The organism is Curtobacterium sp. BNK-1, from assembly GCF_048685235.1.
GTDB lineage: Bacteria > Pseudomonadota > Gammaproteobacteria > Enterobacterales > Enterobacteriaceae > Pantoea > Pantoea agglomerans.
Genome location: NZ_JBLQTJ010000001.1, coordinates 1105133 through 1128965 on the forward strand (window position 1 = coordinate 1105133; position 23833 = coordinate 1128965).

Annotated in this window: 26 protein-coding genes; 14 read left to right on the top strand and 12 right to left on the bottom strand. The window is 56.4% G+C overall.

Going from position 1 to position 23833, the window contains the following annotated elements:
* Window positions 1–179: 179 nt before the first annotated feature.
* Window positions 180–836, bottom strand: coding sequence for an HAD family hydrolase (locus ACMGGP_RS05285; RefSeq protein WP_022625965.1), 657 nt, complete (start codon window positions 834–836; stop codon window positions 180–182).
* A 272-nt stretch (window positions 837–1108) separates the two neighbouring features.
* Between ACMGGP_RS05285 and ACMGGP_RS05290 the strand changes: the two genes are divergently transcribed.
* On the top strand, window positions 1109–2311 hold the full coding sequence (locus ACMGGP_RS05290) for a serine hydrolase (protein ID WP_010254406.1): 1203 nt from the start codon (window positions 1109–1111) through the stop codon (window positions 2309–2311).
* Window positions 2312–2574: 263 nt separating this feature from the next.
* Here ACMGGP_RS05290 and ybjG read toward each other — a convergent pair whose 3' ends face one another.
* Window positions 2575–3180, bottom strand: coding sequence for an undecaprenyl-diphosphate phosphatase (ybjG, locus tag ACMGGP_RS05295; RefSeq protein WP_010254408.1), 606 nt, complete (start codon window positions 3178–3180; stop codon window positions 2575–2577).
* Window positions 3181–3583: 403 nt separating this feature from the next.
* Complete coding sequence (locus ACMGGP_RS05300; RefSeq protein WP_010254410.1) at window positions 3584–5272, bottom strand: aspartate:alanine antiporter; 1689 nt, start codon at window positions 5270–5272, stop codon at window positions 3584–3586.
* Between the two features lie 258 nt (window positions 5273–5530).
* Between ACMGGP_RS05300 and ybjM the strand changes: the two genes are divergently transcribed.
* Entirely contained in the window at window positions 5531–5896 is a 366-nt protein-coding gene (gene ybjM, locus ACMGGP_RS05305) for an inner membrane protein YbjM (protein WP_010254412.1), read from the top strand.
* Between the two features lie 87 nt (window positions 5897–5983).
* On the opposite strand, the gene ACMGGP_RS05310 is transcribed toward ybjM, so the two are convergent.
* Window positions 5984–6247: a GrxA family glutaredoxin gene (locus ACMGGP_RS05310; RefSeq protein WP_010254413.1), complete on the bottom strand. Its 264-nt coding sequence runs from the start codon at window positions 6245–6247 to the stop codon at window positions 5984–5986.
* A 255-nt stretch (window positions 6248–6502) separates the two neighbouring features.
* On the opposite strand from ACMGGP_RS05310, the gene ACMGGP_RS05315 reads away from it, so the two are divergent.
* The 10 genes from ACMGGP_RS05315 to rlmC all read left to right on the top strand — a co-directional run bounded on the left by ACMGGP_RS05315 (window position 6503) and on the right by rlmC (window position 15325).
* The gene (locus tag ACMGGP_RS05315; protein WP_010254414.1) at window positions 6503–6754 is read left to right on the top strand and encodes a DUF1418 family protein; all 252 of its coding nucleotides are present in this window, start codon (window positions 6503–6505) and stop codon (window positions 6752–6754) included.
* 16 nt (window positions 6755–6770) lie between these two features.
* Entirely contained in the window at window positions 6771–7493 is a 723-nt protein-coding gene (gene nfsA / locus ACMGGP_RS05320; RefSeq protein ID WP_010254415.1) for an oxygen-insensitive NADPH nitroreductase, read from the top strand.
* Between the two features lie 20 nt (window positions 7494–7513).
* A complete protein-coding gene (gene rimK / locus ACMGGP_RS05325) occupies window positions 7514–8416 on the top strand; it encodes a 30S ribosomal protein S6--L-glutamate ligase (RefSeq protein WP_111533566.1) in 903 nt (300 codons plus the stop codon).
* A gap of 87 nt (window positions 8417–8503) precedes the next feature.
* Window positions 8504–8983 (top strand): YbjN domain-containing protein, encoded by a 480-nt coding sequence (locus ACMGGP_RS05330; protein WP_022625960.1) that lies wholly within the window; start codon window positions 8504–8506, stop codon window positions 8981–8983.
* A 387-nt stretch (window positions 8984–9370) separates the two neighbouring features.
* Window positions 9371–10480 carry a spermidine/putrescine ABC transporter substrate-binding protein PotF gene (gene potF / locus ACMGGP_RS05335; RefSeq protein WP_485525010.1) on the top strand — a complete coding sequence of 370 codons (1110 nt, stop codon included), beginning with the start codon at window positions 9371–9373 and terminating at the stop codon, window positions 10478–10480.
* A gap of 47 nt (window positions 10481–10527) precedes the next feature.
* Window positions 10528–11736 carry a putrescine ABC transporter ATP-binding subunit PotG gene (gene potG / locus ACMGGP_RS05340; RefSeq protein WP_498798242.1) on the top strand — a complete coding sequence of 403 codons (1209 nt, stop codon included), beginning with the start codon at window positions 10528–10530 and terminating at the stop codon, window positions 11734–11736.
* 9 nt (window positions 11737–11745) lie between these two features.
* Window positions 11746–12708 (top strand): putrescine ABC transporter permease PotH, encoded by a 963-nt coding sequence (potH, locus tag ACMGGP_RS05345; protein ID WP_010254421.1) that lies wholly within the window; start codon window positions 11746–11748, stop codon window positions 12706–12708.
* Window positions 12705–13550: a putrescine ABC transporter permease PotI gene (gene potI / locus ACMGGP_RS05350; protein ID WP_010254422.1), complete on the top strand. Its 846-nt coding sequence runs from the start codon at window positions 12705–12707 to the stop codon at window positions 13548–13550. The genes potH and potI overlap by 4 nt, the downstream gene beginning before the upstream one ends.
* 75 nt (window positions 13551–13625) lie before the next feature.
* Entirely contained in the window at window positions 13626–14093 is a 468-nt protein-coding gene (locus ACMGGP_RS05355) for a YbjO family protein (RefSeq protein WP_498798243.1), read from the top strand.
* Between the two features lie 41 nt (window positions 14094–14134).
* Window positions 14135–15325, top strand: coding sequence for a 23S rRNA (uracil(747)-C(5))-methyltransferase RlmC (gene rlmC / locus ACMGGP_RS05360; protein ID WP_324700312.1), 1191 nt, complete (start codon window positions 14135–14137; stop codon window positions 15323–15325).
* Here rlmC and ACMGGP_RS05365 read toward each other — a convergent pair.
* The 6 genes from ACMGGP_RS05365 to ACMGGP_RS05390 form a co-directional block, all read right to left on the bottom strand.
* Window positions 15304–16035 carry an arginine ABC transporter substrate-binding protein gene (locus ACMGGP_RS05365; RefSeq protein ID WP_010254425.1) on the bottom strand — a complete coding sequence of 244 codons (732 nt, stop codon included), beginning with the start codon at window positions 16033–16035 and terminating at the stop codon, window positions 15304–15306. The genes rlmC and ACMGGP_RS05365 overlap by 22 nt on opposite strands.
* A gap of 115 nt (window positions 16036–16150) precedes the next feature.
* Window positions 16151–16819, bottom strand: coding sequence for an arginine ABC transporter permease ArtM (artM, locus tag ACMGGP_RS05370; RefSeq protein ID WP_031593159.1), 669 nt, complete (start codon window positions 16817–16819; stop codon window positions 16151–16153).
* Window positions 16819–17526, bottom strand: a complete 708-nt coding sequence (gene artQ / locus ACMGGP_RS05375) for an arginine ABC transporter permease ArtQ (RefSeq protein ID WP_498798244.1) — start codon at window positions 17524–17526, stop codon at window positions 16819–16821. The genes artM and artQ overlap by 1 nt, the downstream gene beginning before the upstream one ends.
* 15 nt (window positions 17527–17541) lie before the next feature.
* Window positions 17542–18273, bottom strand: coding sequence for an arginine ABC transporter substrate-binding protein (artJ, locus tag ACMGGP_RS05380; RefSeq protein ID WP_010669747.1), 732 nt, complete (start codon window positions 18271–18273; stop codon window positions 17542–17544).
* A gap of 15 nt (window positions 18274–18288) precedes the next feature.
* Window positions 18289–19017 (bottom strand): arginine ABC transporter ATP-binding protein ArtP, encoded by a 729-nt coding sequence (gene artP / locus ACMGGP_RS05385; protein ID WP_010254433.1) that lies wholly within the window; start codon window positions 19015–19017, stop codon window positions 18289–18291.
* A gap of 224 nt (window positions 19018–19241) precedes the next feature.
* Window positions 19242–19781, bottom strand: a complete 540-nt coding sequence (locus tag ACMGGP_RS05390; protein WP_498798245.1) for a lipoprotein — start codon at window positions 19779–19781, stop codon at window positions 19242–19244.
* A 106-nt stretch (window positions 19782–19887) separates the two neighbouring features.
* On the opposite strand from ACMGGP_RS05390, the gene ACMGGP_RS05395 reads away from it, so the two are divergent.
* Both ACMGGP_RS05395 and ACMGGP_RS05400 read left to right on the top strand, forming a co-directional pair.
* The gene (locus ACMGGP_RS05395) at window positions 19888–20208 is read left to right on the top strand and encodes a heavy metal-binding domain-containing protein (protein ID WP_003849304.1); all 321 of its coding nucleotides are present in this window, start codon (window positions 19888–19890) and stop codon (window positions 20206–20208) included.
* Window positions 20205–21029 carry an N-acetylmuramoyl-L-alanine amidase gene (locus ACMGGP_RS05400; RefSeq protein ID WP_498798246.1) on the top strand — a complete coding sequence of 275 codons (825 nt, stop codon included), beginning with the start codon at window positions 20205–20207 and terminating at the stop codon, window positions 21027–21029. The genes ACMGGP_RS05395 and ACMGGP_RS05400 overlap by 4 nt, the downstream gene beginning before the upstream one ends.
* A gap of 4 nt (window positions 21030–21033) precedes the next feature.
* On the opposite strand, the gene ltaE is transcribed toward ACMGGP_RS05400, so the two are convergent.
* Both ltaE and poxB read right to left on the bottom strand, forming a co-directional pair.
* Window positions 21034–22035, bottom strand: coding sequence for a low-specificity L-threonine aldolase (gene ltaE, locus ACMGGP_RS05405; RefSeq protein ID WP_010254443.1), 1002 nt, complete (start codon window positions 22033–22035; stop codon window positions 21034–21036).
* Window positions 22036–22103: 68 nt separating this feature from the next.
* Window positions 22104–23825 carry a ubiquinone-dependent pyruvate dehydrogenase gene (poxB, locus tag ACMGGP_RS05410; protein ID WP_061901623.1) on the bottom strand — a complete coding sequence of 574 codons (1722 nt, stop codon included), beginning with the start codon at window positions 23823–23825 and terminating at the stop codon, window positions 22104–22106.
* Between the last annotated feature and the right edge of the window lie 8 nt (window positions 23826–23833).

Consider the following 23833-nt stretch of genomic DNA (forward strand, 5'->3'; position numbering starts at 1 on the left):
GTCTGGGCCTGGGCAGTGCTCACACAGGCTGCTTTAGCAACCTGAACGCCCGTCAGGGCGGCCCTGAAGGGGCGAGCGCAGCGAGTAATCCTCACGGACTACGTGTCCGTTTCGGTTGTGCCGCGCTGTCCGTGTCCAGGCTGCCAGCAACAGTTACGCCTGATGGACCAGGCTCTGAGTCAGCGCGCCCAGTGATAAACCTGCCAGCCGCGGTTTAACGCTTCCTTGTGCAGCTGTTCGTCAGGGTTGATGACATGGGCATGATCGGCCTGTTCCAGTAGCGGCAGGTCGTTCATCGAATCGCTGTAGGCCCAGGTGCGGTCAAAGGCCTCGTCCTGCTGCAGCGCTTTCCAGTCACCCAGTCGCGTGACTTTGCCCTCTTTATAGGTCATGGTGCCGTAAGTGTTGCCGCTGTAGCGCTCGTCCACGATTTCAACGCCAATCGCCAGCGCGCCGCAGGCACCCAGCTTCTCTGCAATCGGCACCACCAGATGCTCGCCGCTGGCGGAGATGATCATGACCTTGTCGCCACGCGCCCGGTGCCACTCAATCCGCTCGCGGGCTGCAGGATAAACGCGTGGCATGATGTCGCGGTGAATGAAGCGGCGCACCCAGCCTTCAACGGTAAGCGTGGCCATGCCCGCCAGGGGGGAGAGTGTTTTATTCATATACTCTTCAATCGACAGCGTACCGGCATAGTACTGGCTCATTAATGCCTGTTCCTGATCAATCAGTTCACTGGGGGCGAATCCCTGTGATACCAGCCAGCGCAGCCACAGGCTGGTGCTGTCTTCACAAATGAGTGTTTCATCCAGATCAAAAAGGGCTAAGTCCATGGTCGGTCTCCTCGGCTGACTGGCGTTCAGGTTAACTGATATTTGTGACGGGCTTAACTCTTCTGCGAAAAATCGGAATTTCACGCAGTTTTGATAGCGACAGAATCGGGGAAAAGCGGCACGCGCGCGGCACTTATGCCAGGGTTACTCTACTAAACTCTAAAAAACTTTACGATTCGACGGTTTTTTTCGCTGCCGTCAAGGGTTAGCGTTTGAGTGAGAATTTTCTGCCCCTGGAATTTCGATTTAACAAGGACAATCCGGCCAAGCCCATGACAAACACTCGCTTCACATCTCGCCTGCGGCACCTTGCTGCCACTTCATTACTGATTCTTGCCCCCGTCAGCGTTTTTGCTGAGCAGGCTCCCGCCGCGCCAGGCATTGATGCTAAAGCGTGGATTCTGATCGACTACGCCAGCGGTAAGGTGTTAACCGAATCCAGTGCCGATCAGCGCCTCGACCCCGCCAGTCTGACTAAAATGATGACCAGCTATGTTGTGGGTCAGGCGATTAAAGCGGGGAAAATCAAGCCGGATGACCTGGTTACCGTCGGACAGGATGCCTGGGCCACCGGCAATCCTAAGCTGCGCGGCTCGTCGCTGATGTTCCTCAAGCCGGGCGATCGTATTCCGGTGCATGAGCTGAATAAGGGAATCGTGATCCAGTCCGGCAATGATGCCTGTATTGCGCTGGCGGATTATGTGGCGGGCAGTCAGGATTCGTTTATCGGCCTGATGAACAACTACGTGAAGGCGCTGGGACTGCAGAATACCCACTTTATGACGGTACACGGTCTGGATGCAGAAGGGCAGTACAGTACCGCGCGTGACATGGCGCTGATTGCTCAGGCGCTGATCCGCGATGTGCCCGAAGAGTACGCGCTGAATAAAGAGAAAGAGTTCACCTTCAATAATATTCGCCAGATCAACCGCAACCGCCTGTTGTGGAGCACCAATCTCAAGGTTGATGGCGTCAAAACCGGCCACACCTCAGGCGCGGGGAATAATCTGGTCGCTTCAGCAACCGAAGGGGATATGCGTCTGATCTCGGTGGTGCTGGGCACCGCCAGCGATGCGATTCGTTTCCGCGAAAGTGAAAAGCTGCTGACATGGGGCTTCCGTTTCTTTGAAACGGTCACGCCGATTAAAGCGGATGCACCGTTTGCGCAGCAGCGGGTCTGGTTCGGTGATCGCAGCCAGGTCAATCTGGGCGTAGCGAAAGATGCTGCGCTGACCATCCCTAAAGGGCAGATGAAGAATCTGAAGGCGAGTTTCAGACTCACTACGCCGCAGCTGGAAGCCCCGCTGAAGAAGAATCAGGTAGTCGGCACCATCGATTTCCAGCTGGACGGGAAAACCATTGAGCAGCGGCCGCTGGTGGTGATGCAGGATGTGCCGGAAGGCGGGTTCTTCAGCCGGATGATTGATTTCGTGATGATGAAATTCAATGGCTGGTTCGGGAAGTGGTTTTCATAAGTAAGCAGGGACGCTGATATGTTCCTCTCAGACGAGCGCTGTTTCTAAAACAGGATCTAACCGCAACGCATTAGCTCAGCGCGCAGGGAGCTGGGTCAGAAGAGGAAAGCGTCCCGCGCCAGGGATGGCGCGGGCCGAGCATGCCATGGATGGCGGTTTTTGCGTCTTTCCGATCTGACCCAGTTCCCTGCGCAGGCTCGATCTCACCGCTGTCAGGTGCAGTTTTTTTCCGACAGCTTCAGGGACGCTAACGCGTCCCTTTCTTAATCCTGCGTCCAGCCTTTGCGAATCGGCACGGCAAATAGCGACCGATAGAGTGGATTGATTACCGCCAGCATCCGCTCGCCATAGAACTGCCACGCCAGATGCGAAGCCAGACAGCTCAGCAGACCCACCAGGAACCCGCCCAGCATATCCATTGGCCAGTGAACGCCAAGGTAGACCCGCGACCAGGCAATAGCGCAACCGGCCACCATCAGAACCACACCTGACCAGAGGCGATGCCAGAAGATAAAGGCCAGTGCAAAGGTGAATATCGTGGTGCCGTGATCGCTGGGATAGGAGTCATCGGCGGCGTGATGCAGGAACTGATAACCAAAACCGATAGCGAAAGGGCGGGGATGCGGCAACAGCTGGCCCACAGACCAGGAGATCGCCAGCGCATAGATCAGCGCCATACCGGTTTTCAGTACCAGCACCCGCTGCGAAGACACCTGATCACGCGGTCCCCAGAGCCACATCGCTACGATTAACAGCGGCACGATGGCGATCAGATCTTTGGCAAAAAACGTCGCCAGCTGCAGTAACCAGGCGGGTGAAGCCGGTGTGGCATTAATGGCAGTAAACAGTGAATGGTTCAGCTCTTCCATTTCGGGATAAATTCCTCAGCAGACAGTCCGGTTAACGGCAGCTGGCAGCATCCCGCCAGCCCGGTCCGATAACAGCGGCAAAAAAAACGGTCAGCGACAGCACGCTCACCCAATCAGTCAGCACAAATTGCTAACTAAACAGCGGTCTATCCTGCTTTTTACCGTTTTGTTCGTCTATAGAAAGGCTCTTAATCTGCCGTTGAGTTGTGTAACGGTTTAAGTTTTATGACACTTGAAGTTGCGAATCAGGCGGGGAATGACGGGGAGGGACGAAAAAAGGCATAAAAAAACCCGCCGGGAAAAAGACCAGCGGGCTCCACAATTTGGGAATTTCAAAGAAAAGCAGTGGCACTTATTATGACTATCCCTTAACAATAAAGTTCTGGACGCAGGCAAAAAAATTTTATAAGGGCAATATCGGCCAGATAATCACAATCAGCGTTCCAGCCAGCGTCAGCAACACGTTGGCGATGGCATAGGTCCCGGCATAGCCCAGCGCCGGAATATTGCTGCGTGCCGTATCACTGATGATCTCCATGGCCGGTGCGCAGGTACGTGCGCCCATGATGGCGCCAAACAGCAGGGCGCGGTTCATCCGCAACACATAAGCACCAAACAGATAGCAGATGATCACCGGAATCAGGCTGACCAGCAGGCCGCACAGCAGCATCAGCGCACCATCGCTGCTCAGGCCGTGATTAATGCCGCTACCGGCACTCAATCCCACTCCCGCCATAAACACCATCAGACCGAACTCTTTCACCATAGTGAGCGCGCCCTGCGGAATATAACCAAAGGTCGGATGGTTGGCACGCAGGAAGCCGAGCATAATACCGGCAAACAGCAGGCCCGCTGCGTTACCAATACCAAAACTGAAATTGCTGAACTGGAAGGTGATCAGACCAATCATCAGACCCACGATAAAGAAGGCGCAGAAGGCTAAAAGATCGGTCATCTGACTGTGAATCGCGATAAAGCCAATGCGATCCGCCACGCTTTTCACTCGTCGTGCCTCGCCGCTGACCTGCAGCACATCACCTTTGTTCAGCATGATACTGTCGTCGATCGGCATCTCAATCTGACTGCGTATCACCCGGTTCAGGAAGCAGCCGTGATCGGTGAGGTTTAACTTGCTGAGGCGTTTGTTTACCGCATTGTGGTTTTTCACCACGATCTCTTCAGTGACGATGCGCATATCCAGCAGGTCGCGGTCAAAAACCTCTTTGCCGTTGCGGAAGCTGGGGTCGAGCCGGGCGTGAGCATCGGGATAGCCCACCAGCGAGATATCATCGCCGAGCTGTAACACCGCATCACCATCGGGACTGGCGAGAATACCGTTGCGGCGGATGCGCTCAATGTAGCAACCGGTCTGACGATAGATACCCAGTTCGCGCAGGTTTTTGCCGCCGCTCCATGCCACCAGTTCCGGACCGACGCGATAGGCGCGGATCACCGGCAGGAAAACTTTGCGCTGGCTGTCCGCATCCAGACCGCGCTCCCGGGCGATCTGCTGGGCGCAGGTGGGCAGATCCTGATGTTGCAGACGGGGCAGATAACGTGCGCCGAAAATCAGACTGACCAGGCCTATCAGATAGGTCACGGCATAACCGAGGCTCAGCTGATCCTGCATCAGTCCAAGCTGCTTCGGATCGCTGATGCTTTGCCGCAGGGTATCGCCCGCCCCGACCAGCACCGGCGTTGAGGTCATCGACCCGGCCAGCATGCCGGCGGTGAGACCGATATCCCAGCCAAAGAGTTTGCCCAGTCCCAGCGCCAGCAACAGTGCGCTGACCACCATGACGATGGCGAGCATGAAATAGTTTTTGCCGTCGCGAAAGAAAATGGAAAAAAAGTTGGGACCGGCTTCGACGCCGACACAAAAAATAAACAGCATAAAGCCCAGACTCAATGCATCGGTATTGATCGTAAAGTGCTGCTGGCCTAATAAGAGCGAAACCACTAATACGCCAATCGAATTTCCCAGCTGAACCGAGCCCAGACGCAACTTACCCAGACAGAGGCCGAGCGCTAAAACGACAAACAATAACAAAATGTCATTTCCGCTTAACAATCCTGCGACGTTAATATTCACTGTTTAACTTCTTGTTTACATGTAACCTATTGAAGAGTAGCCTGTTTTTCGCTATCGTGAGCAGGCCGTTGAGGTGCTGTTGCATCAGTACTGCAAATGGAACCTTTACCGCGGCGCTATTCTAATCACAAATATCTTTCACAGCCATTGGCTGTTTTCATTCGTTGCCACAGCGAACTGTTTCTTTTTATTTCCATCTGAACGCATCAGGGTTATCAGCAGGTTATTGTCGGGGTTACTTTTAATCAGTGGGGTGGTATGCCGCAGCGTTCTTATCTCTGGACTACCCGCCTGTGCGGCGTGGTGTTGTATAGTCTGGTGTTTGTCTTTACCTGTCATTTCTGGCAGGTCGGTCCCGGCCCGCTTCGCGGTCAGCCCGAATTACTGCTCTTTATGTTGCCCGGTATCGTGATGGCATTGGTGCAGGTGGAAAGCCCGTTAAAAAGCACCCTGCTGATGGGGCTATGGGGTACGTTACTGGCAGCACTGCTGTTAAACAGCAGCCTGTTTATCCACAGCAACGCACTCTTTGTGGTCGCATGGAGCCTCAGCGCGCTGTTCTGGGCAGGCTGCGGGGCCTTGCTGGTACGGTTGATGCAGATAGTGATGGCCTCACTCAATTAAACAGTGTTGGGCGATGGATGACCGGCAGAGCGCAAAAAGGCGAGACAGGAAAACCTGGCTCGCCTTTTTCATTCCGGCTATCAGCGCTTACGCGGCAAATCCCAGATTCTCTTTGGTCCAGGCCGCAAACTCGGTGTAGCCACCGATATGTTTTTCGTCGACGAAAATCTGTGGCACGGTGCTGACCGGTTTACCGGCGCTCGCTTCCAGGTCGGCTTTAGTAATGCCTTCTGCGTTAATATCGACATACTGGTAGCTAAAATCATCACGTTCAGCGGTCAGCTTGTCGGCCAGTTCATGGGCACGCACACAGTAGGGACAGCCCGGACGACCAAAAATAACAGCAATCATTGAGAACTCCTTGCAGCGACTATTATGTGATGTGTATCACACAATGAAACAGAGAATGGCAACCATGATGCCCGCTCGTATCGCTTAAGGAAAGCAGGATTTGCCTGTTAGTCTGATGCCCGCACGCTATTGCCGCCCGGTCAGGAGGCCTCTGAATCAGAGGCTTTTTCGCGCCGGCAGCCCGTGTATCTCGCGCAATTTTTGGGTTGTTGACCATAATTGACGCTCAGTCAGCCGCTAAGGCAGGAGGATATCATGCAGAGTGTAGCCAGATTACCCCGGTTTGTGGTGGTGCTGGAGGCGGCTGGCGGCCTGTTAATCGTGGCCGCGCTGCTGCTGATCAACCACTGGCTTCCGCTGCCAGACAAGGCGGATGTAAAAACGCTGGCCACTGTGCTGTTTATTGCTGGCGTGGTTCTGATGCTTCCTGCTGCCTGGCTGTTAATGTGGCGCACCGCGAAAGCGATAGCACCACAGCTGTTTAATCAAACTGACAAAAAAAGATAATATTGCTGGAGACTTTATGACACCGACCATTGATTTACTATGCAGCCATCGTTCAATCCGCGCCTTTACTGACCAGCCGGTCAGCGAAGCACAGCGTGAAGCGATTATTACTGCGGCGCAATCGGCGTCCACATCCAGTTTTTTACAGTGTTCTTCCATTATCCGTATCACCGACAAAGCCCTGCGCGACAAGCTGGTGACGCTGACGGGCGGACAGACCTGGGTCGCGGATGCGCCTGAGTTCTGGATCTTCTGCGCTGACTTTAATCGCCACCTGCAGATTTGCCCTGATGCGCAGCTGGGTCGTGCCGAGCAGTTGCTGCTGGGCTGCGTCGATACCGCGCTGATGGGTCAGAATGCCATGGTCGCGGCGGAATCGCTGGATCTGGGCGGCGTCTTTATCGGCGGAATCCGTAACAGTATCGTGGAAGTAACCGAACTGCTGGGCCTGCCGAAATTTGTTCTGCCGCTGTTTGGTTTTTGCCTGGGCCATCCGGAGTCAAAGCCGGACGTCAAACCGCGTATGCCGCACGCGATGCTGGTGCATGAGAACCGCTATCAGCCGCTGGATCCGGCGGTACTGGCCGAATACGATAGCCGCACAGAGCTCTATTATCAGCAGCGCGACAGCAACCAGCGCAGCGAAACCTGGAGTGAGCTGATCCAGCGCCTGATCATTAAAGAGACGCGTCCGTTTATGCTCGATTATCTGCATCAGCAGGGCTGGGCCACGCGTTAAGCCAGTAAGGGAGAGCAGCGATGAAGATAGCTATCCTGTCACGTGATGAGACGCTCTACTCCAGTCGGCGACTGCGTGAGGAGGCCGCCGCACGCGGCCACCAGGTCCGGATCATCGATCCGCTCTCCTGCTATATGAATATTAATCCCGCCTCACCAGCGGTTCACTACTGTGGTGAACCGCTGGGCCATTTTGATGCGGTTATCCCGCGCATCGGCAACCCTATTACCTTTTATGGCACGGCCGTGCTGCGACAGTTTGAGATGTGCGGCAGCTATCCGCTGAATGAGTCCGCCGCCATTACCCGCACCCGTGACAAATTGCGCTCGCTGCAGCTGCTGGCACGGGAAGGCATCGACATGCCGGTCACCGGCTTTGCCTCCTCACCCGATGACACCGCTGATCTGATCGCCCTTGTCGGCGGTGCGCCGCTGGTGGTCAAGCTGGTGGAAGGTACCCAGGGCATTGGCGTGGTGCTGGCGGAGACACGGCAGGCGGCAGAAAGCGTTATCGATGCCTTTCGCGGCCTGAATGCCCATATTCTGGTGCAGGAGTTTATTAAAGAAGCGCAGGGTCGTGATGTTCGCTGTCTTGTAATTGGCAATCAGGTGGTGGCCGCGATTGAGCGGGTAGCGAAAGAGGGCGACTTCCGCTCTAATCTGCATCGCGGCGGCAAAGCTTACCCGGTCGTCATTACGCAACAGGAGCGGCAGATCGCCGTGAAAGCGGCGGCTACGCTCGGGCTGGAAGTGGCGGGTGTCGATATTCTGCGCGCCCATCGCGGCCCGCTGGTGATGGAAGTTAACGCCTCGCCCGGTCTTGAAGGCATTGAAACCAGCAGTGACCTTAACATCGCCGCCCTGATGATCGAGCGGATTGAGCAGCAGGCCATCCCCGGGCTCCGTCCTAAAACCGCTGGCTGACACGCGCTTTTCAGCGGTTTTCATGGCATCGTCGCGCATTTTTCCGTAAGCTAAGTCGCCTGTTTATCACCCCACTGGGATTTTACGATGGATTCTCTTGTCGTTCCGGATATCGACCTGCTGCGTCGCTGGCTGGATCAGCAAAATATCACCTGGTTCGAATGCGATGCCTGTCAGGCACTTCATCTGCCGCACATGCAAAACTTCGATGGGGTGTTTGACGCCAAAATCGATCTGGTCGACAACGTCATTCTGTTTTCGGCGCTGGCTGAAGTGAAGCCGACGGCGCTGATTCCACTGGTTGGCGATTTGTCGCAGATCAATGCCAGTTCGCTGACGGTGAAAGCATTTATCGACATTCAGGATGATAATCTGCCGAAACTCATTGTCTGTCAGTCAATGATTACCACCGCCGGGTTAACCTTTGGTCAGTTCTCGCACTTTATGAAACAGAGTGAAGAGCAGATCTCCATGGTGATCCTGGAAGCCTTTGCCAACAATCTGTTGATCGTGGGCGAAGAAGAAGAGCACGTTCCGGTGACCAGCGTTCATTCTGTGCTGCACTAAGCCCGACATGGTCACACACTAAGCCGTCCCTGAGACGGCTTTTTTATGCCCGCCATCCGCTGCCGCGATAATTTTTTATTCTGCATTTTGCCCTTTAACGCCAGATATTAGTCGTGGTTTATGCCATCAAAGCCGAACCTCATAGCTCAAACATGCATAAAATATCGCTTTCAGGCGTTTTTTACGCTGGGGTCTGGTGAAGCCTGACCGGGGGGGCTATGCTTGCGGGGCTGTAACAGGCGCGTAACTGCGCCTCAGCTATAGGTTTTTGCTATTAAACTCCCGCTGAATAATGATTCATTGTGTCACTGACGTCTTGTACAGAACGCAATGCAGGGATCTCTGGTTTGCAGCGTTGTAATGACCCGCTCAGGAGGATGGAAAAATATGTTCAACTCACGTCAGAAATGGCTGTCAGCTGTGGTAGCTGCTGCGCTAATGGCCGCATCGGCCAGCAGCATGGCGGAAGATAAAACGCTGCACGTCTACAACTGGTCCGATTATATTTCGCCAGATACCGTGCCGAACTTTGAAAAGCAGTCCGGCATCAAAGTGGTCTACGATGTGTTTGACTCCAACGAAGTCCTGGAAGGCAAACTGATGGCGGGCAGCACCGGCTATGATGTGGTGGTGCCATCCTCCAGCTTCCTGGCGCGTCAGCTGCAGTCCGGGGTATTCCAGCCGCTGGATAAGAGCAAACTGCCTAACTACAAAAACCTCGATCCGGCGCTGATGGAGAAAGTGGCGCAGCACGATCCGGGTAATAAATATGCCATTCCTTATCTGTGGGGCACCACCGGTATCGGCTACAACGTCGACAAGGTCAAAGCCGCACTGGGCGCCGATGCGCCGGTCAACAGCTGGGATCTGGTGCTGAAGCCGGAAAATCTGGAGAAGCTGAAAAGCTGCGGCGTCTCCTTCCTGGATGCGCCAGAAGAGATTTTCGCCACGGTGCTCAACTACCTGGACAAAGATCCTAACACCTCTGATGCTAAAGAGTATTCGGGCGCGGCCACTGACCTGCTGCTGAAACTGCGTCCGAATATCCGCTACTTCCATTCATCGCAGTACATCAACGATCTGGCCAACGGTAATATCTGCGTCGCCATTGGCTGGTCAGGCGATATTCTGCAGGCGAAAAACCGTGCTGATGCGGCGAAAAATGGCGTGCATCTGGGCTACAGCGTACCGAAAGAGGGCGCACTGGCCTTCTTCGATATGATGGCGATCCCGAAAGATGCGAAAAACCTCGATGGTGCTTACGCCTGGCTGAACTACATCATGGATCCGAAAGTGATCGCCGATGTCTCCAACAAAATGAACTACGCCAACGGCAACAAAGCGTCGCTGCCCTTGATCAATGCCGACGTCCGCAACAACCCGGGTATCTTCCCGACGCCAGAAGCGATGTCGAAATTGTTTGTGCTGAAAGTCCAGGATCCTAAACTGGATCGTGTGCGTACGCGCGCATGGACTAAAGTAAAAAGTGGTAAGTAATTCGTCCTTAACGGATTGACCTGTCATGTATCAGCAACAGAGGCGCGGTGTCGGCCTCTGTTGTGCCATTTTTAGCGGCAAATTTTGTCGCCATGTTCCGCCTGGCTCCGGAGAGAACCTTTGTGAACGATGCCATTCCCCGTCCTCAAAATAAAACCGCAAAGGCGTTAACGCCACTGCTGGAAATTCGCAATCTGACCAAATCCTTTGACGGGCAACACGCCGTGGATGATGTCAGCCTGACAATTTATAAAGGTGAGATCTTTGCCCTGCTGGGCGCATCGGGCTGTGGTAAATCAACGCTGCTGCGCATGCTGGCCGGTTTTGAGCCGCCAACCAGCGGGCAGATTGTGCTGGATGGCCAGGATCTGTCCCACGTTGCTCCCTATCAGCGCCCGATCAACATGATGTTCCAGTCCTACGCGCTGTTTCCCCACATGACGGTGGAGCAGAATATCGCCTTTGGTCTGAAACAGGATCGGCTGCCGAAAGGGGAGATCACCAGCCGGGTAGCAGAGATGCTGGCGCTGGTGCATATGCAGGAGTTTGCTAAACGCAAACCGCACCAGCTCTCCGGTGGTCAGCGTCAGCGTGTGGCGCTGGCCCGCAGCCTGGCGAAACGGCCAAAACTACTGCTGCTGGATGAGCCGATGGGGGCACTGGACAAGAAGCTGCGCGACAGGATGCAGCTGGAAGTGGTCGATATTCTGGAGCGTGTTGGCGCCACCTGTGTGATGGTGACGCACGATCAGGAAGAGGCGATGACCATGGCGGGCCGTATCGCGATTATGAATCGCGGCAAGTTCGTACAGATTGGTGAACCGGAGGAGATCTACGAGCATCCTACCAGCCGCTACAGCGCGGAATTTATCGGTTCGGTTAACGTTTTCGAAGGCTTACTGCGTGAACGTCAGGCGGATGGCCTGGTGATCGACAGTCCCGGCCTGATGCATCCGCTGAAAGTCGACTCCGATGTTTCAGTGGTGGATAACGTTCCGGTCCATGTCGCACTGCGCCCGGAAAAAGTGATGTTGTGCGATGAGGTGCCTGCCGATGGCTGTAACTTTGCGGTGGGTGAAGTGGTCCACATCGCCTATCTCGGCGACCTCTCTATCTTCCATGTCCGTCTGCACAGCGGACAGATGATCAGCGCACAGTTGCAAAACGCGCATCGCTACCGCAAAGGGTTGCCGACCTGGGGTGATGAAGTCCGCCTCTGCTGGGAATGCGACAGCTGCGTGGTGTTGACGGTTTAAGGAGCGGCTATGAGCCAGATTTTCCAACGCGCTAAAGCGCCTGCCCGACTGGTCGGCACGCCGCTGCAACGCTGGGCCACGCGGATAAAAATGCAGCATGGCCGCAAGCTGGTGATCGCCTTGCCTTATGTCTGGCTGGTGCTGTTGTTTCTGCTGCCGTTTCTGACGGTGCTGAAGATCAGCTTCGCGGACATTGCGCGTGCGATTCCCCCCTACACCGAGCTGGTGAGCTGGGCTGATGACCAGTTCAGCATTGTGCTCAATTTCGGCAACTACCTGACGCTGACCGACGATCCGCTCTACGTCGATGCCTATCTGCAGTCGCTGAAAGTGGCGGCGATCTCCACGGTGATCTGTCTGCTGATTGGCTACCCGCTCGCCTGGGCCGTGGCGCACAGCAAGCCATCCATGCGCACCATTCTGCTGCTGCTGGTGATCCTGCCGTCGTGGACCTCATTTCTGGTGCGCGTCTACGCCTGGATGGGGCTGCTTAACAACAACGGTATCCTGAACCGGTTCCTGCTGTGGCTGGGGGTGATCGATCATCCGCTGGTGATCCTCTACACCAATACAGCGGTCTATATCGGTATCGTCTACTGCTATCTGCCGTTTATGGTGCTGCCAATCTACACCGCGCTGACCCGCATTGATTACTCGCTGGTGGAAGCCTCACTGGATCTGGGTGCGCGTCCGCTGAAGACCTTTTTCAGCGTGATTGTCCCGCTGACAAAAGGGGGCATTATCGCCGGATCGATGCTGGTGTTTATCCCGGCGGTGGGGGAGTACGTGATCCCTGAACTGCTGGGTGGCCCGGATAGCATCATGATTGGCCGTATCCTGTGGCAGGAGTTCTTTAACAACCGCGACTGGCCGGTGGCCTCCGCGCTGGCGGTTATCATTCTGCTGATCCTGATTCTGCCGATCATCTGGTTCCATAAGCATCAAAACCGTGAAATGGGAGAGAAGGCATGAATAATTTGCCAACCATTCGCTCACCCTGGCGTACCGGTATTCTGGTCTGCTGCTTCCTGTTCCTCTATGCGCCGATGCTGTTGCTGGTGGTTTACTCCTTCAACAGCTCACCGCTGGTGACGGTGTGGGAGAGCTTCTCGTTCCACTGGTACAGGGTGCTCTTCCAGGACAGCGCGATGATTGACGCCGTGCTGCTGAGTCTGAGCATTGCCGGTCTCTCCGCCACCATGGCGGTGGTGCTGGGCACGCTGGCGGCGGTGATTATCGTGCGCTTTGGTCGCTTCCGCGGCCACAACGGTTTTGCCTTTATGCTGACCGCGCCGCTGGTGATGCCCGACGTCATCACCGGACTGTCGCTGCTGCTGCTGTTTGTAGCAATGGGTAACGCCTTTGGCTGGCCGAGCGAACGCGGCATGCTGACCATCTGGCTGGCCCACGTCACCTTCTGTACCGCCTATGTGGCCGTGGTGATTAACTCGCGTCTGCGTGAGCTGGACCGCTCCATCGAAGAGGCGGCGATGGATTTAGGCGCAACGCCGCTGAAGGTCTTTTTTGTGATTACCGTGCCCATGATTGCACCGGCTATTGTGACCGGCTGGCTGCTGGCGTTTACCCTGTCACTCGACGATCTGGTGATCGCCAGCTTTGTGACCGGGCCGGGTGCCACCACATTGCCGATGGCGATCTTCGCCACCGTGCGACGCGGCGTTAACCCGGAAATCAATGCGCTGGCTTCATTGATCCTGTTTGTGGTCGGTTTAGTGGGTTTTATCGCCTGGCGGGTGATGGCACACGAAGAAAAACAACGTTTAAGCGATATTCAGAAAGCTAAACGTGGCTGAAATCCGTAACCTTTGCCACTATATGAACGGGCCGGTCTGACCGGCCCGTTTTTCGGTCAGGTGGAGTCACGGACTATGTCAGAAATCTTCAAAAGCAGTGCCACGCTTTCAATCGCGCCGGTTCCGGTGACGGTTGCGGGCATTGCTATTATCGCGACCCGCTGCCTGAGCGTCCTGATGCTGGCAAACGAGCTGGGTTACAGCGAACTCGCCAACTTTGTTCACCGCAGCGCCCAGTCCTGGGACGCGACACTCATCTTTATCGCCAGCCAGCTGATCTTCCTGTTCGAACTGCGCTGCGCCTTTACCCTGATGCGCGGCAGTAACCGTGGACGCTGGGGCTATGTGGCGACGCAGGTGATTGTGCTCAGCTATTTGCTGGTCGCCTCGCTGGGCTGGATCTACCCCGAGATTTTCAGCATTGATGGCGACAATAACGTCCAGATTATCCACCATACCCTGTCGCAGAAAATCCCCGATCTGCTGGTGCTCCTGCTGCTGTTTCTGCCTGCCAGCAGCCGCGCTTTTTTCAGGAAGCGATGATACAATCGCGCTCCGCCCGACCCGATCGTTAAGGCTTTACCATGCACTGCGCGCTTTATGACGCTAACCGTTGCCGCTCCTGTCAGTGGCTGGAAAAACCCTATCCCACTCAGCTGAACGACAAACAGTCGCTGCTGGAACAGTTACTGGCTGAGCAGCCGGTCGCTGCCTGGTTGCCGCCGGTCGCATCACCGCAGCAGGCATTTCGTAATAAAGCCAAAATGGTGGTGAGTGGCAGCGTCGAGCGTCCGGTGCTGGGATTAATCCATCGTGATGGTGAAGCTGTGGATCTGTGCGATTGTCCGCTCTATCCCGCCAGCTTCCAGCCGGTTTTTGCTGCACTTAAGCCCTTTATCGCCCGTGCCGGACTGACGCCCTATAACGTGGCGCGCAAACGCGGCGAACTCAAATTCCTGCTGATAACCGAAAGCCAGCAGGGCGGCGTGATGCTGCGCTTTGTCCTGCGTTCAACCGCGAAACTGGAACAGCTGCGCGCCGCATTGCCGTGGCTGCAACAGCAATTGCCGCAGCTGGCGGTGATCTCTGCCAATATTCAGCCGGTGCATATGGCGATTCTGGAGGGGGAAGAGGAGATTGCGCTGACGCCCGCGCAGTCGCTGGCAGAGAACTTCAACGGCGTGCCGCTGTGGATCCGCCCGCAAAGCTTCTTCCAGACCAACCCGCAGGTTGCCAGCGCACTCTATGCCACCGCGCGCGACTGGGTCAGGGCGCTGCCGGTCAACAGCATGTGGGATCTCTTCTGCGGCGTAGGCGGTTTTGGTCTGCACTGCGCGACAGCGGAGATGGAACTGACGGGCATTGAGATCAGCGCCGAGGCGATAAAATGCGCCCAACGTTCCGCTGAGATGCTGGGACTGGAAAAAGTGCAGTTTGCGGCGCTGGATTCTACGGCGTTTGCGACCGGACGCGATGCGGTGCCGCAGCTGGTGCTGGTTAATCCGCCGCGTCGTGGGATTGGTGAGGCGCTGTGCGACTATCTCAGCCAGATGGCCCCGGATTATCTGCTCTATTCAAGCTGTAATCCGCAGACCATGGCGCAGGATATTGCCCGACTGAGCGCCTATGAGGTGACGAAGGTGCAACTGTTCGATATGTTTCCCCACACCGCCCATTCTGAAGTGCTGACGCTGTTAACCCGCCGTCAGCACGCGTCCGGGAAAGCATCGGCAGAGGCTGCCTCAGCCGGTAATTACTCCGGGAACCACTTCTGATTAAGCTGCTGCCAGCTTCCGTTGGCTTTCAGTTCGTTCAGCGCCTGATTGAACTGATCGCGAAGCGCCGTATTGCCTTTACGCACGGCAATGCCGAGACCGGTGCCAAAGTAGTCCGCATCCGTAACATGTTCACCGACAGTGGCGAGATCCGCATTGGTCTTCAGCCACTGATTCACCACCGCGCTGTCGCCAAATACGCCATCCAGCCGGCCACTCTTCATATCCAGAATCGCATTCTGATAGCTGTCATAGGCCACCACTTTCACTTCCGGATGCTTATCCTGCAGGTACTTCTGGTGAGTGGTGCCGTTTTCCACGCCGATGCGTTTGCCCTTAAGCTCAGCAAAGCTGCTGAACTGGCCTTTACGGGCGATCACGATGGCGGAGTTAGCGTAATAAGGCTGGGTAAAATCGACCTGCTTGCTGCGCTCAGTGGTGATATCCATGCCGGAAATCACCGCGTCATAGCGGCGGAACTTCAGTGACGGGATCAGGCTGTCGAAGGCATTGTTGGTAAAGGTACACTCCGCTTTCATCTGCTGGCACAGCGCTTTGGCCAGATCGATATCGAATCCCACCAGGTTATTTTCCCGATCCAGGGATTCAAACGGCGGATAAGTCGCTGAAGCGGCGAAGCGAATCTTTTCCGCTGCCTGGGCGGTAAGTGCCAGCGAAGCCAGCGCAGCGGCAACAATCCATTTTTTCATTTTATGATTCCTGTGATGTGGTCAGCCAGAGAAGGCGATACCCTGCCATAAAATGCATTTTTATGCAATTAGTGTGATTTTTCAGGCGAAAAGGGCGAGGGGCCTCGCCCGGATATCAGTTACGTCGTTCAAAGGCCAGGGCGCGTTTTTCGATCAGCCGCATCATCAGCGTCAGCAGACCGTTAACGCAGAGATAAACCAGACCCGCCGCGGCATAGACCGTGATGTCGTAGGTGCGGCCATAGAGCAACTGGCCGTGGCCCATGACTTCCATCAGGGTGATGGTGTAGGCCAGCGAGGTGCCTTTGAACACCAGCACCACTTCATTGGAGTAGGATGAGAGGGCGCGTTTAAATGCATATGGCAGCAGAATGCGCAGGGTATCTTTGCGGCTCATGCCGAGCGCGGCACACGATTGCCACTGTCCGGAAGGAATCGCACGCACCGCACCGTAAAACAGCTGCGTGGTGTAAGCCGCGCTGTTCAGCGACAGCGCCAGCATCGCGCACAGCCAGGGCTGCGACAGTAAATGCCACAGCCAGGGGATCTGCTGGATCGAGGGAAACTGTCCCGGACCGTAATAGATCAGGAAGATCTGCACCAGCAGCGGTGTGCCGGTAAACAGTGTAATAAAGCCTTTGACCAGCGGGTTGAACACCGGCGTTTTCAGCGACAGCACCACGGTGAAGAGCAGCGCCAGCAGCAGGGCCACGACCAGCGAGGCTGCCGTCAGCGTCAGGCTGGTATGCAACCCTTTCAGGAGTTCAGGCAGATAGGCCAGCATTAGCTGTTCCCCCGTTCAAAGCGGGTGGTGCGCAGTTCGATGCGGCGTAACACCGCCTGGCTGAACAGCGTGATCACTAAGTAGATAGCGGCCGCCACCAGGAACCAGGTAAACGGCTCCTGCGTGCGGGTGGCGATACTTTTGGTTTGCAGCATCAGATCGTTGACGCTAATCAGCGAGACCAGCGCAGTATCTTTCAGCAGCACCAGCCACTGATTGCCCAGACCGGGCAGGGCGTGACGCCACATCTGCGGCATAATCAGCCGGAGAAAGATGGCCGATTTTTTCATGCCCAGCGCCTGACCCGACTCCCACTGACCCATCGGCACCGCTTTCAGCGCGCCGCGCAGCGTCTGCGAGGCGTAGGCGGCATAGAGCATCGCCAGCGCTATCACACCGCACAGGAACGGACTGACGTCGAAGTTTTCAATTTCAACCTGAATCGGTAACTGAAACAGGCCGAAATTCAGGGTGAAGCCGTCAGAGAGGGTGAGCAGCAGCTGTGAGGCGCCAAAATAGATAAACAGCACCACCAGAATTTCCGGCAGGCCGCGGATCAGCGTCACCAGGCCGGTGCCAATCCACGCCAGCGGTTTCAGGCGCAGTGACTCCCAGCCAGCGAAAATCATCGCCAGCACCAGGCCAGCGATGAGAGCACAAACAGCAAGGCCGACGGTCATGCCGGCGGCGCTTGCGAGGGTCATCATTTCATTCATCAGAGATTACTGCTGGAACCATTTGCTGTAGATGGTTTTGTACGTGCCGTCTGCTTTGATCTTATCGAGCGCGCCATTGAATTTGGTCTGCAGCTCGGTGTTACCGGTACGTACCGCAATGCCCAGGCCGGTACCAAAGTAGGCTTTGTCCGTGACTTTCTCACCAACGGCAGCCAGCGCGGCATTCTGCTTCAGCCATTCGTTGACGACTGCGGTGTCACCGAACACAGCATCAATACGGCCATTTTTCAGATCCAGCACCGCATTCTGATAGCTGTCGTAAGGAACGGTGGTGATTTCGCTGTGTTTCTCAGTCAGGTATTTCTGATGCGTGGTGCCGTTCTGGACGCCAACCCGCTTGCCTTTCAGCGCTTCCACGCTGGCGACTTTGCCTTTCTGGGCAACAAACAGCGCGGAGTTGTCGTAGTAAGGCTTGGTGAACAGGACCTGTTTTTCACGATCTGGTGTGATATCCATGCCCGCCATCACCGCATCAAAACGACGGAATTTCAGGCTTGGGATCAGGCTGTCGAACGCCTGATTGGTGAAGGTGCAGGTCGCATCAATCTCTTTACACAGCGCATTGGCCAGATCGACATCAAAGCCCTGAATCTTGTTGTCCGCATCCACAAACTCAAAAGGAGGATAAGAGGCTTCGGTCGCAAAACGAATCGTCTGTGCCGCCGTAGCGCTCAGGCTAAAACCAGCAAGCAGTGCAGCAAGTACCATTTTTTTCATTTTTAGCATCCTGACTTAGTGCGAAAGATAGTGAGCAAACGCCTCGGTTTGCGGCTGTGTAAAGCGGCTGGCATCGCCCTGTTCCACAATGTGACCGTTCTCCATATAGACGACGCGGCTGGCCGTTTTACGTGCCACCTCCACTTCATGGGTCACAATCACCTGGGTAATGCGGGTCTGGGCCAGTTCGCGAATGATACTGACAATCTGTGCGGTAATTTCAGGGTCCAGCGCGGCAGTCGGCTCATCGAACAGCAGCACCTGCGGCTCCATCATCAGCGCGCGGGCAATCGCCACACGCTGCTGCTGACCACCGGAGAGATGCAGCGGAAAGCGATCGCTGTAGGGCGTCAGGCGCAGCCGGTCAAGCAGCTTGTCGGCGCGGGCGCGGGCGTCACTTTTGCTGAGGCCCAGTACCCGGCAGGGCGCTTCAATCAGATTCTGCAGCACGGTAAGATGCGGCCAGAGATTGTACTGCTGAAACACCATACCGACGTTCTGACGCAGTTCGCGAATCGCAGCATCGGAGGGTTTCTGGCTGAAGTCGAACTGATTACCGGCAATCTGCAACTGACCTGAACGCGGTTGCTCCAGCAGGTTAAGCACCCGCAGCAGCGAACTCTTACCCGCACCGCTGGGACCCAGCAGCACCAGGGTCTCGCCTTGCGGACACTCAAGGTTAATGTCGAACAGCGCCTGATGAGCACCGTAGAAGCAGTTTATTGCGTTTAGTTGAATACTCATGCGCCAGATTTGAATAGCTATTAGTGTCGCGGATTTTAACGTCACCAGAATAGTTATGCAAATAAGGTGGGTTAAAATTTCTAAAACAGCAGGCTAACCGCAAAAGCTTAGCACAATATCATGCACTGCCTGGGAGCAGCGCGCTGCAGCGGGACGGGCGGCGGAAATAAAAAAAGCGCAGCGCCCGGGGGCGACTGCGCTTCTCTGAACGGTTAAGCCTGAGGTTATTTTTTCGATTTCTCAAGCATCTGGCTCAGGCTGCCACCCTCTGCATGCGCAGGGTTGGCCATGTAGCGCACATCATCCACCACCCAGCAACTGCGCTGATGGATCATCAGCACTTCATCCTGCCACTGCTTGCCGTCGCGGCTCAGGTCGACCCGCAGCGGGATGTTGCGTGCATCGCGGTTCGGAATGGTGGAAGCATCAGCGACGCTGGCAGCGGTCGGACCCTGTGACAGGCTGGAGAAGAGATCGCCATTGCGCCACTGTGCGCCTGCATTGCTGCCGCTGGCCGCCTGCAATGAGTGGTACAGCGCATCACTCAGGTAAGGGCGATATTTTGCCAGGGTGTTGCTGTCGGGCAGACCCTGCGTAGGCTGTTCGATACGCAGGTCGTAAAACTGCTGGGCCACCTGGTCAGGACCGCCTTCAATGCACGGTGCGGTACGTGGGCCATTATCCTTAATCACTGGCTCAACGGTGGTACAGGCGCTGAGCAGCAGGGCCGCCGGGATCATTAGCGCAAACGCGTTGTTTCTCATCTCGATTTCCTTATGGTTCTCTGGCAAGGTGCCCTTTTTAGCATAGAGTATAGCCGTGCTTTTTAGTCGAAAGAGCCTTAGCCCGGTTTTCAACAAGGAGAATGCGATGAAATTTTCAACAACCCCCACGCTGGAAGGTCACAGCATCAGCGAATATTGTGGCGTCGTCACCGGTGAAGCGATTCTGGGTGCCAACATCTTCCGTGACTTTTTCGCTGGCATCCGTGATGTGGTCGGTGGCCGCTCCGGTGCTTACGAGAAAGAGCTGCGCAAAGCGCGAGAGATCGCGTTTGAAGAGCTGGAGGAGCAGGCAAAAGCGCTGGGCGCCAACGCCGTGGTCGGTATCGATATTGATTACGAAACGGTCGGCAAAGATGGCAGCATGCTGATGGTGAGCGTCAGCGGCACGGCGGTGATCATTCGTTGAAACGTTGGCTGTGGCTGATACTGACGCTGCTGCTGGCGGGCTGCCAGTCCGGGATAGAATCCCGTGACGGCTACTGGGCCGATGTGCGGCATCCGGCGCAGGGCGCGCGACCGCGGGTGAAGGTGATTGTGATCCACTACACCGCCGAAGATTTTTCTTCGTCGCTGGCGACCCTGACCGATCGGGAAGTCAGCGCCCACTATCTGATCCCCCGCCAGCCGCCACAGCGCGCCGGGAAAGGTGTTATCTGGCAACTGGTGCCGGAGCAGCAACTCGCCTGGCATGCCGGTCCAAGCTTCTGGCGCGGAGCCAGCCGCATCAATGACACATCGATTGGTATCGAACTGGTGAACCAGGGGTATCGCCGGACCCTGACCGATCTTGAATGGCAGCCATTTACCGCTGCGCAGATCACCACGCTGGAGGCGCTGCTGCGCGATATTGCACAGCGCTACGGCATCACACCGGAAAATATTGTCGGTCACAGTGATATCGCGCCGCAGCGTAAGCAGGATCCCGGCCCACTCTTTCCGTGGCATCAGCTGGCCCAGCGCGGAATGGGTGCCTGGCCCGATGCCGGACGAGTGCAGTTTCATTTAGCGGGTCAGGATCCGCACGCGGTGGTGCCCGTGGAGCCACTACTGGAAAGTTTGCAGCGCTATGGCTATCCGGTGACGGCAGGGATGAGCGCGCGTGAACAGCAGAGGGTAATCGCCGCATTTCAGATGCATTTCCGGCCTGAGGATTATCGCGGCCAGCCCGATGCAGAAACCGCCGCGATAGCCGCCGCGCTACTGGATAAATATGGCGCGGCGCAATAGCGGATTATTGGTGTAAAAACGCCTTCCAGTGGGCGACGACCTGCGCCAGTGCCGCACGATCAGCATCCAGATGGGTGACCAGACGGGTGCGGGTTCCTGCGCTGATTAACACCCCGCGCGCCTTCATCCACTCACCTAATGGTTTGACCTGGGCTTCCGGCACCGCCACAAACAGCATGTTGGTCTGCTGATCGATGACCTGAACGCCCAGCTCATGCAACTGCTGTCCCAGCCAGGCGGCATTGTCATGATCCTCCTGCAGCCGCGCCACATTGTGTTCTAACGCATAGAGACCCGCCGCTGCCAGAATACCGGCCTGGCGCATGCCGCCGCCGGTCATTTTACGCCAGCGACGTGCGCGCTCAATCAGCGCCGTGTCGCCACACAGCAGAGAACCGACAGGCGTGCCCAGACCTTTAGAGAGACAGATGGTCAGGGTGTCGCAGTAGCGGGCAATCGCCGCCAGCGTGGTCTGCTGCGCGACTACCGCATTGAAAATGCGTGCGCCATCAATGTGCAGCGCCAGCTGGTGCTCGCGGGTAAAAGTCCACGCCTGTTCCAGATACGCCAGCGGCAGGACTTTACCGTGATGCGTGTTCTCCAGACTCAGCAGACGGGTGCGGGCAAAGTGAATATCGTCCGGCTTGATGGCGGCCGCTACTACGTCGAGCGGCAGGGTGCCATCGTCGGCGGCCAGAATCGGCTGTGGCTGAATACTGCCCAGCACCGCCGCGCCGCCCGCCTCATATTTGTAGTTGTGCGCCTGCTGACCGACGATATATTCATCGCCGCGTTCGCAATGGCTGAGTAGCGCCACCAGATTCGCCTGGGTGCCGGTCGGGAAAAACAGCGCCGCTGCTTTGCCGCTCAGCCGTGCGGCTTCCGCCTCCAGCGCATTTACGGTGGGGTCGTCACGGTAGACGTCATCACCGGTTTCGGCAGACATCATCGCGCTTAACATGGCGGCGCTGGGCCGGGTTACGGTATCACTGCGTAAATCGATCACCCTATGCTCCTGAACATGGCGGAAGAAAAAAAGGCGGGCATCGCGCCCGCCTGGATGGAGTCTCTGTTTTACCGCAGCCAGTTGGTTTTCGCCAGTTCTACCACCTCATCACCGCGACCATTCATAATGGCGCGCAGCATGTAGAGACTGAAGCCTTTAGCCTGCTCCATTTTGATCTCGGGCGGCATCGCCAGTTCCTCTTTGGCGGTAATGACATCCACCAGCACCGGGCCATCGTGGGCAAACGCCTGCTCCAGCGCGCCATTGAGATCAGATGCCTTTTCCACCCGGATGCCCCGGATACCGCAGGCCTCGGCAATAGCGGCAAAGTCAGGATTCTCCAGCTCGGTGCCATCGGTGAGATAGCCACCCGCTTTCATCTCCATCGCCACAAAGCCCAGCACGCTGTTGTTGAAGATCACCAGTTTGACCGGCATTTTCAGTTGCGCCAGCGAGATAAAATCCCCCATCAGCATGCTGAAGCCGCCGTCGCCACACAGTGCTACCACCTGACGATTGCGATCAATCGACTGCGCGCCCAGCGCCTGTGGCATCGCGTTCGCCATTGAGCCGTGGTTAAACGAACCCAGCAGGCGACGTCTGCCGTTCATCTTCAGATAGCGCGCCGCCCAGACGGTCGGTGTCCCGACATCGCAGGTAAAGATGGCGTCATCACTGGCGTAGTGGCTGATCTGCTGTGCCAGATATTGCGGATGGATCGGCTGCTTGTCGTTGGGCTGCGCCAGTTCGTCCAGACTTTTGCGCGCCTCGCCATAGTGCTTAACCGCGCTGTCGAGATGGCTGCGATCGCTTTTGTGTGTCAGTTGTGGCAGCAGCGCCTGCAGTGTGCTTTTCACATCGCCGACATAGGCCTGATCGACGTGACAATGTGACCCAAGGCTGCCCGGATTGATATCAATCTGGATGATTTTAGCCTTTTCCGGATAGAAGGCGCGATAGGGAAACTGCGTGCCCAGCAACACCAGCGTCCCGGCATTCATCATGGCGTGGAAACCGGATGAGAAACCGATCAGACCGGTCATGCCGACATCATAAGGGTTGTCATATTCGATGTGTTCTTTGCCGCGCAGCGCATGGACGATAGGGGCTTTCAGCGCTTCTGCCAGCGCTACCACCTCCTGATGCGCTCCGGCGCAGCCACTGCCGCACAGCAGCGTAATATCGCTGGCTTCGTTCAGCGTCTGCGCCAGCTGCACCAGTTCGGCGGGCTGTGGCAGGACCTGCGGCAACTGTGGCGGATACCATTCCGCGCTGGCGCTCTCTGGCGCCAGTTTAAGCGCGACATCCCCAGGCAGCACCACCACCGAGACACCACGATTCAGAATCGCTTTACGCATCGCGATGCCCAGCACCTGCGGGAGCTGCTCAGGGTTCGAAACCAGTTCGCAGTAGTGGCTGCATTCGCGGAACAGCTCCTGCGGATGGGTTTCCTGAAAATAGCCGCTGCCGATTTCGCTGGAGGGAATATGTGCCGCAATCGCCAGAACAGGAACGCGGTTACGATGGCAATCGAATAGACCGTTGATCAGATGTAAGTTGCCTGGCCCACAGGAGCCGGCGCAGACCGCCAGTTCACCGCTGATGTGCGCTTCCGCGCCCGCTGCGAATGCGGCGACTTCTTCATGGCGCGTCGGCATCCATTCAATGGTGCCCATGCGATTAAGACTGTCGCTCAGGCCGTTAAGGGAATCCCCGGTGACGCCCCAGATGCGTTTTACGCCCGCGCTTTCCAGCGTTTTGGCGACCAGCGCCGCGACGGTTTGTTTCATGCTCTTCT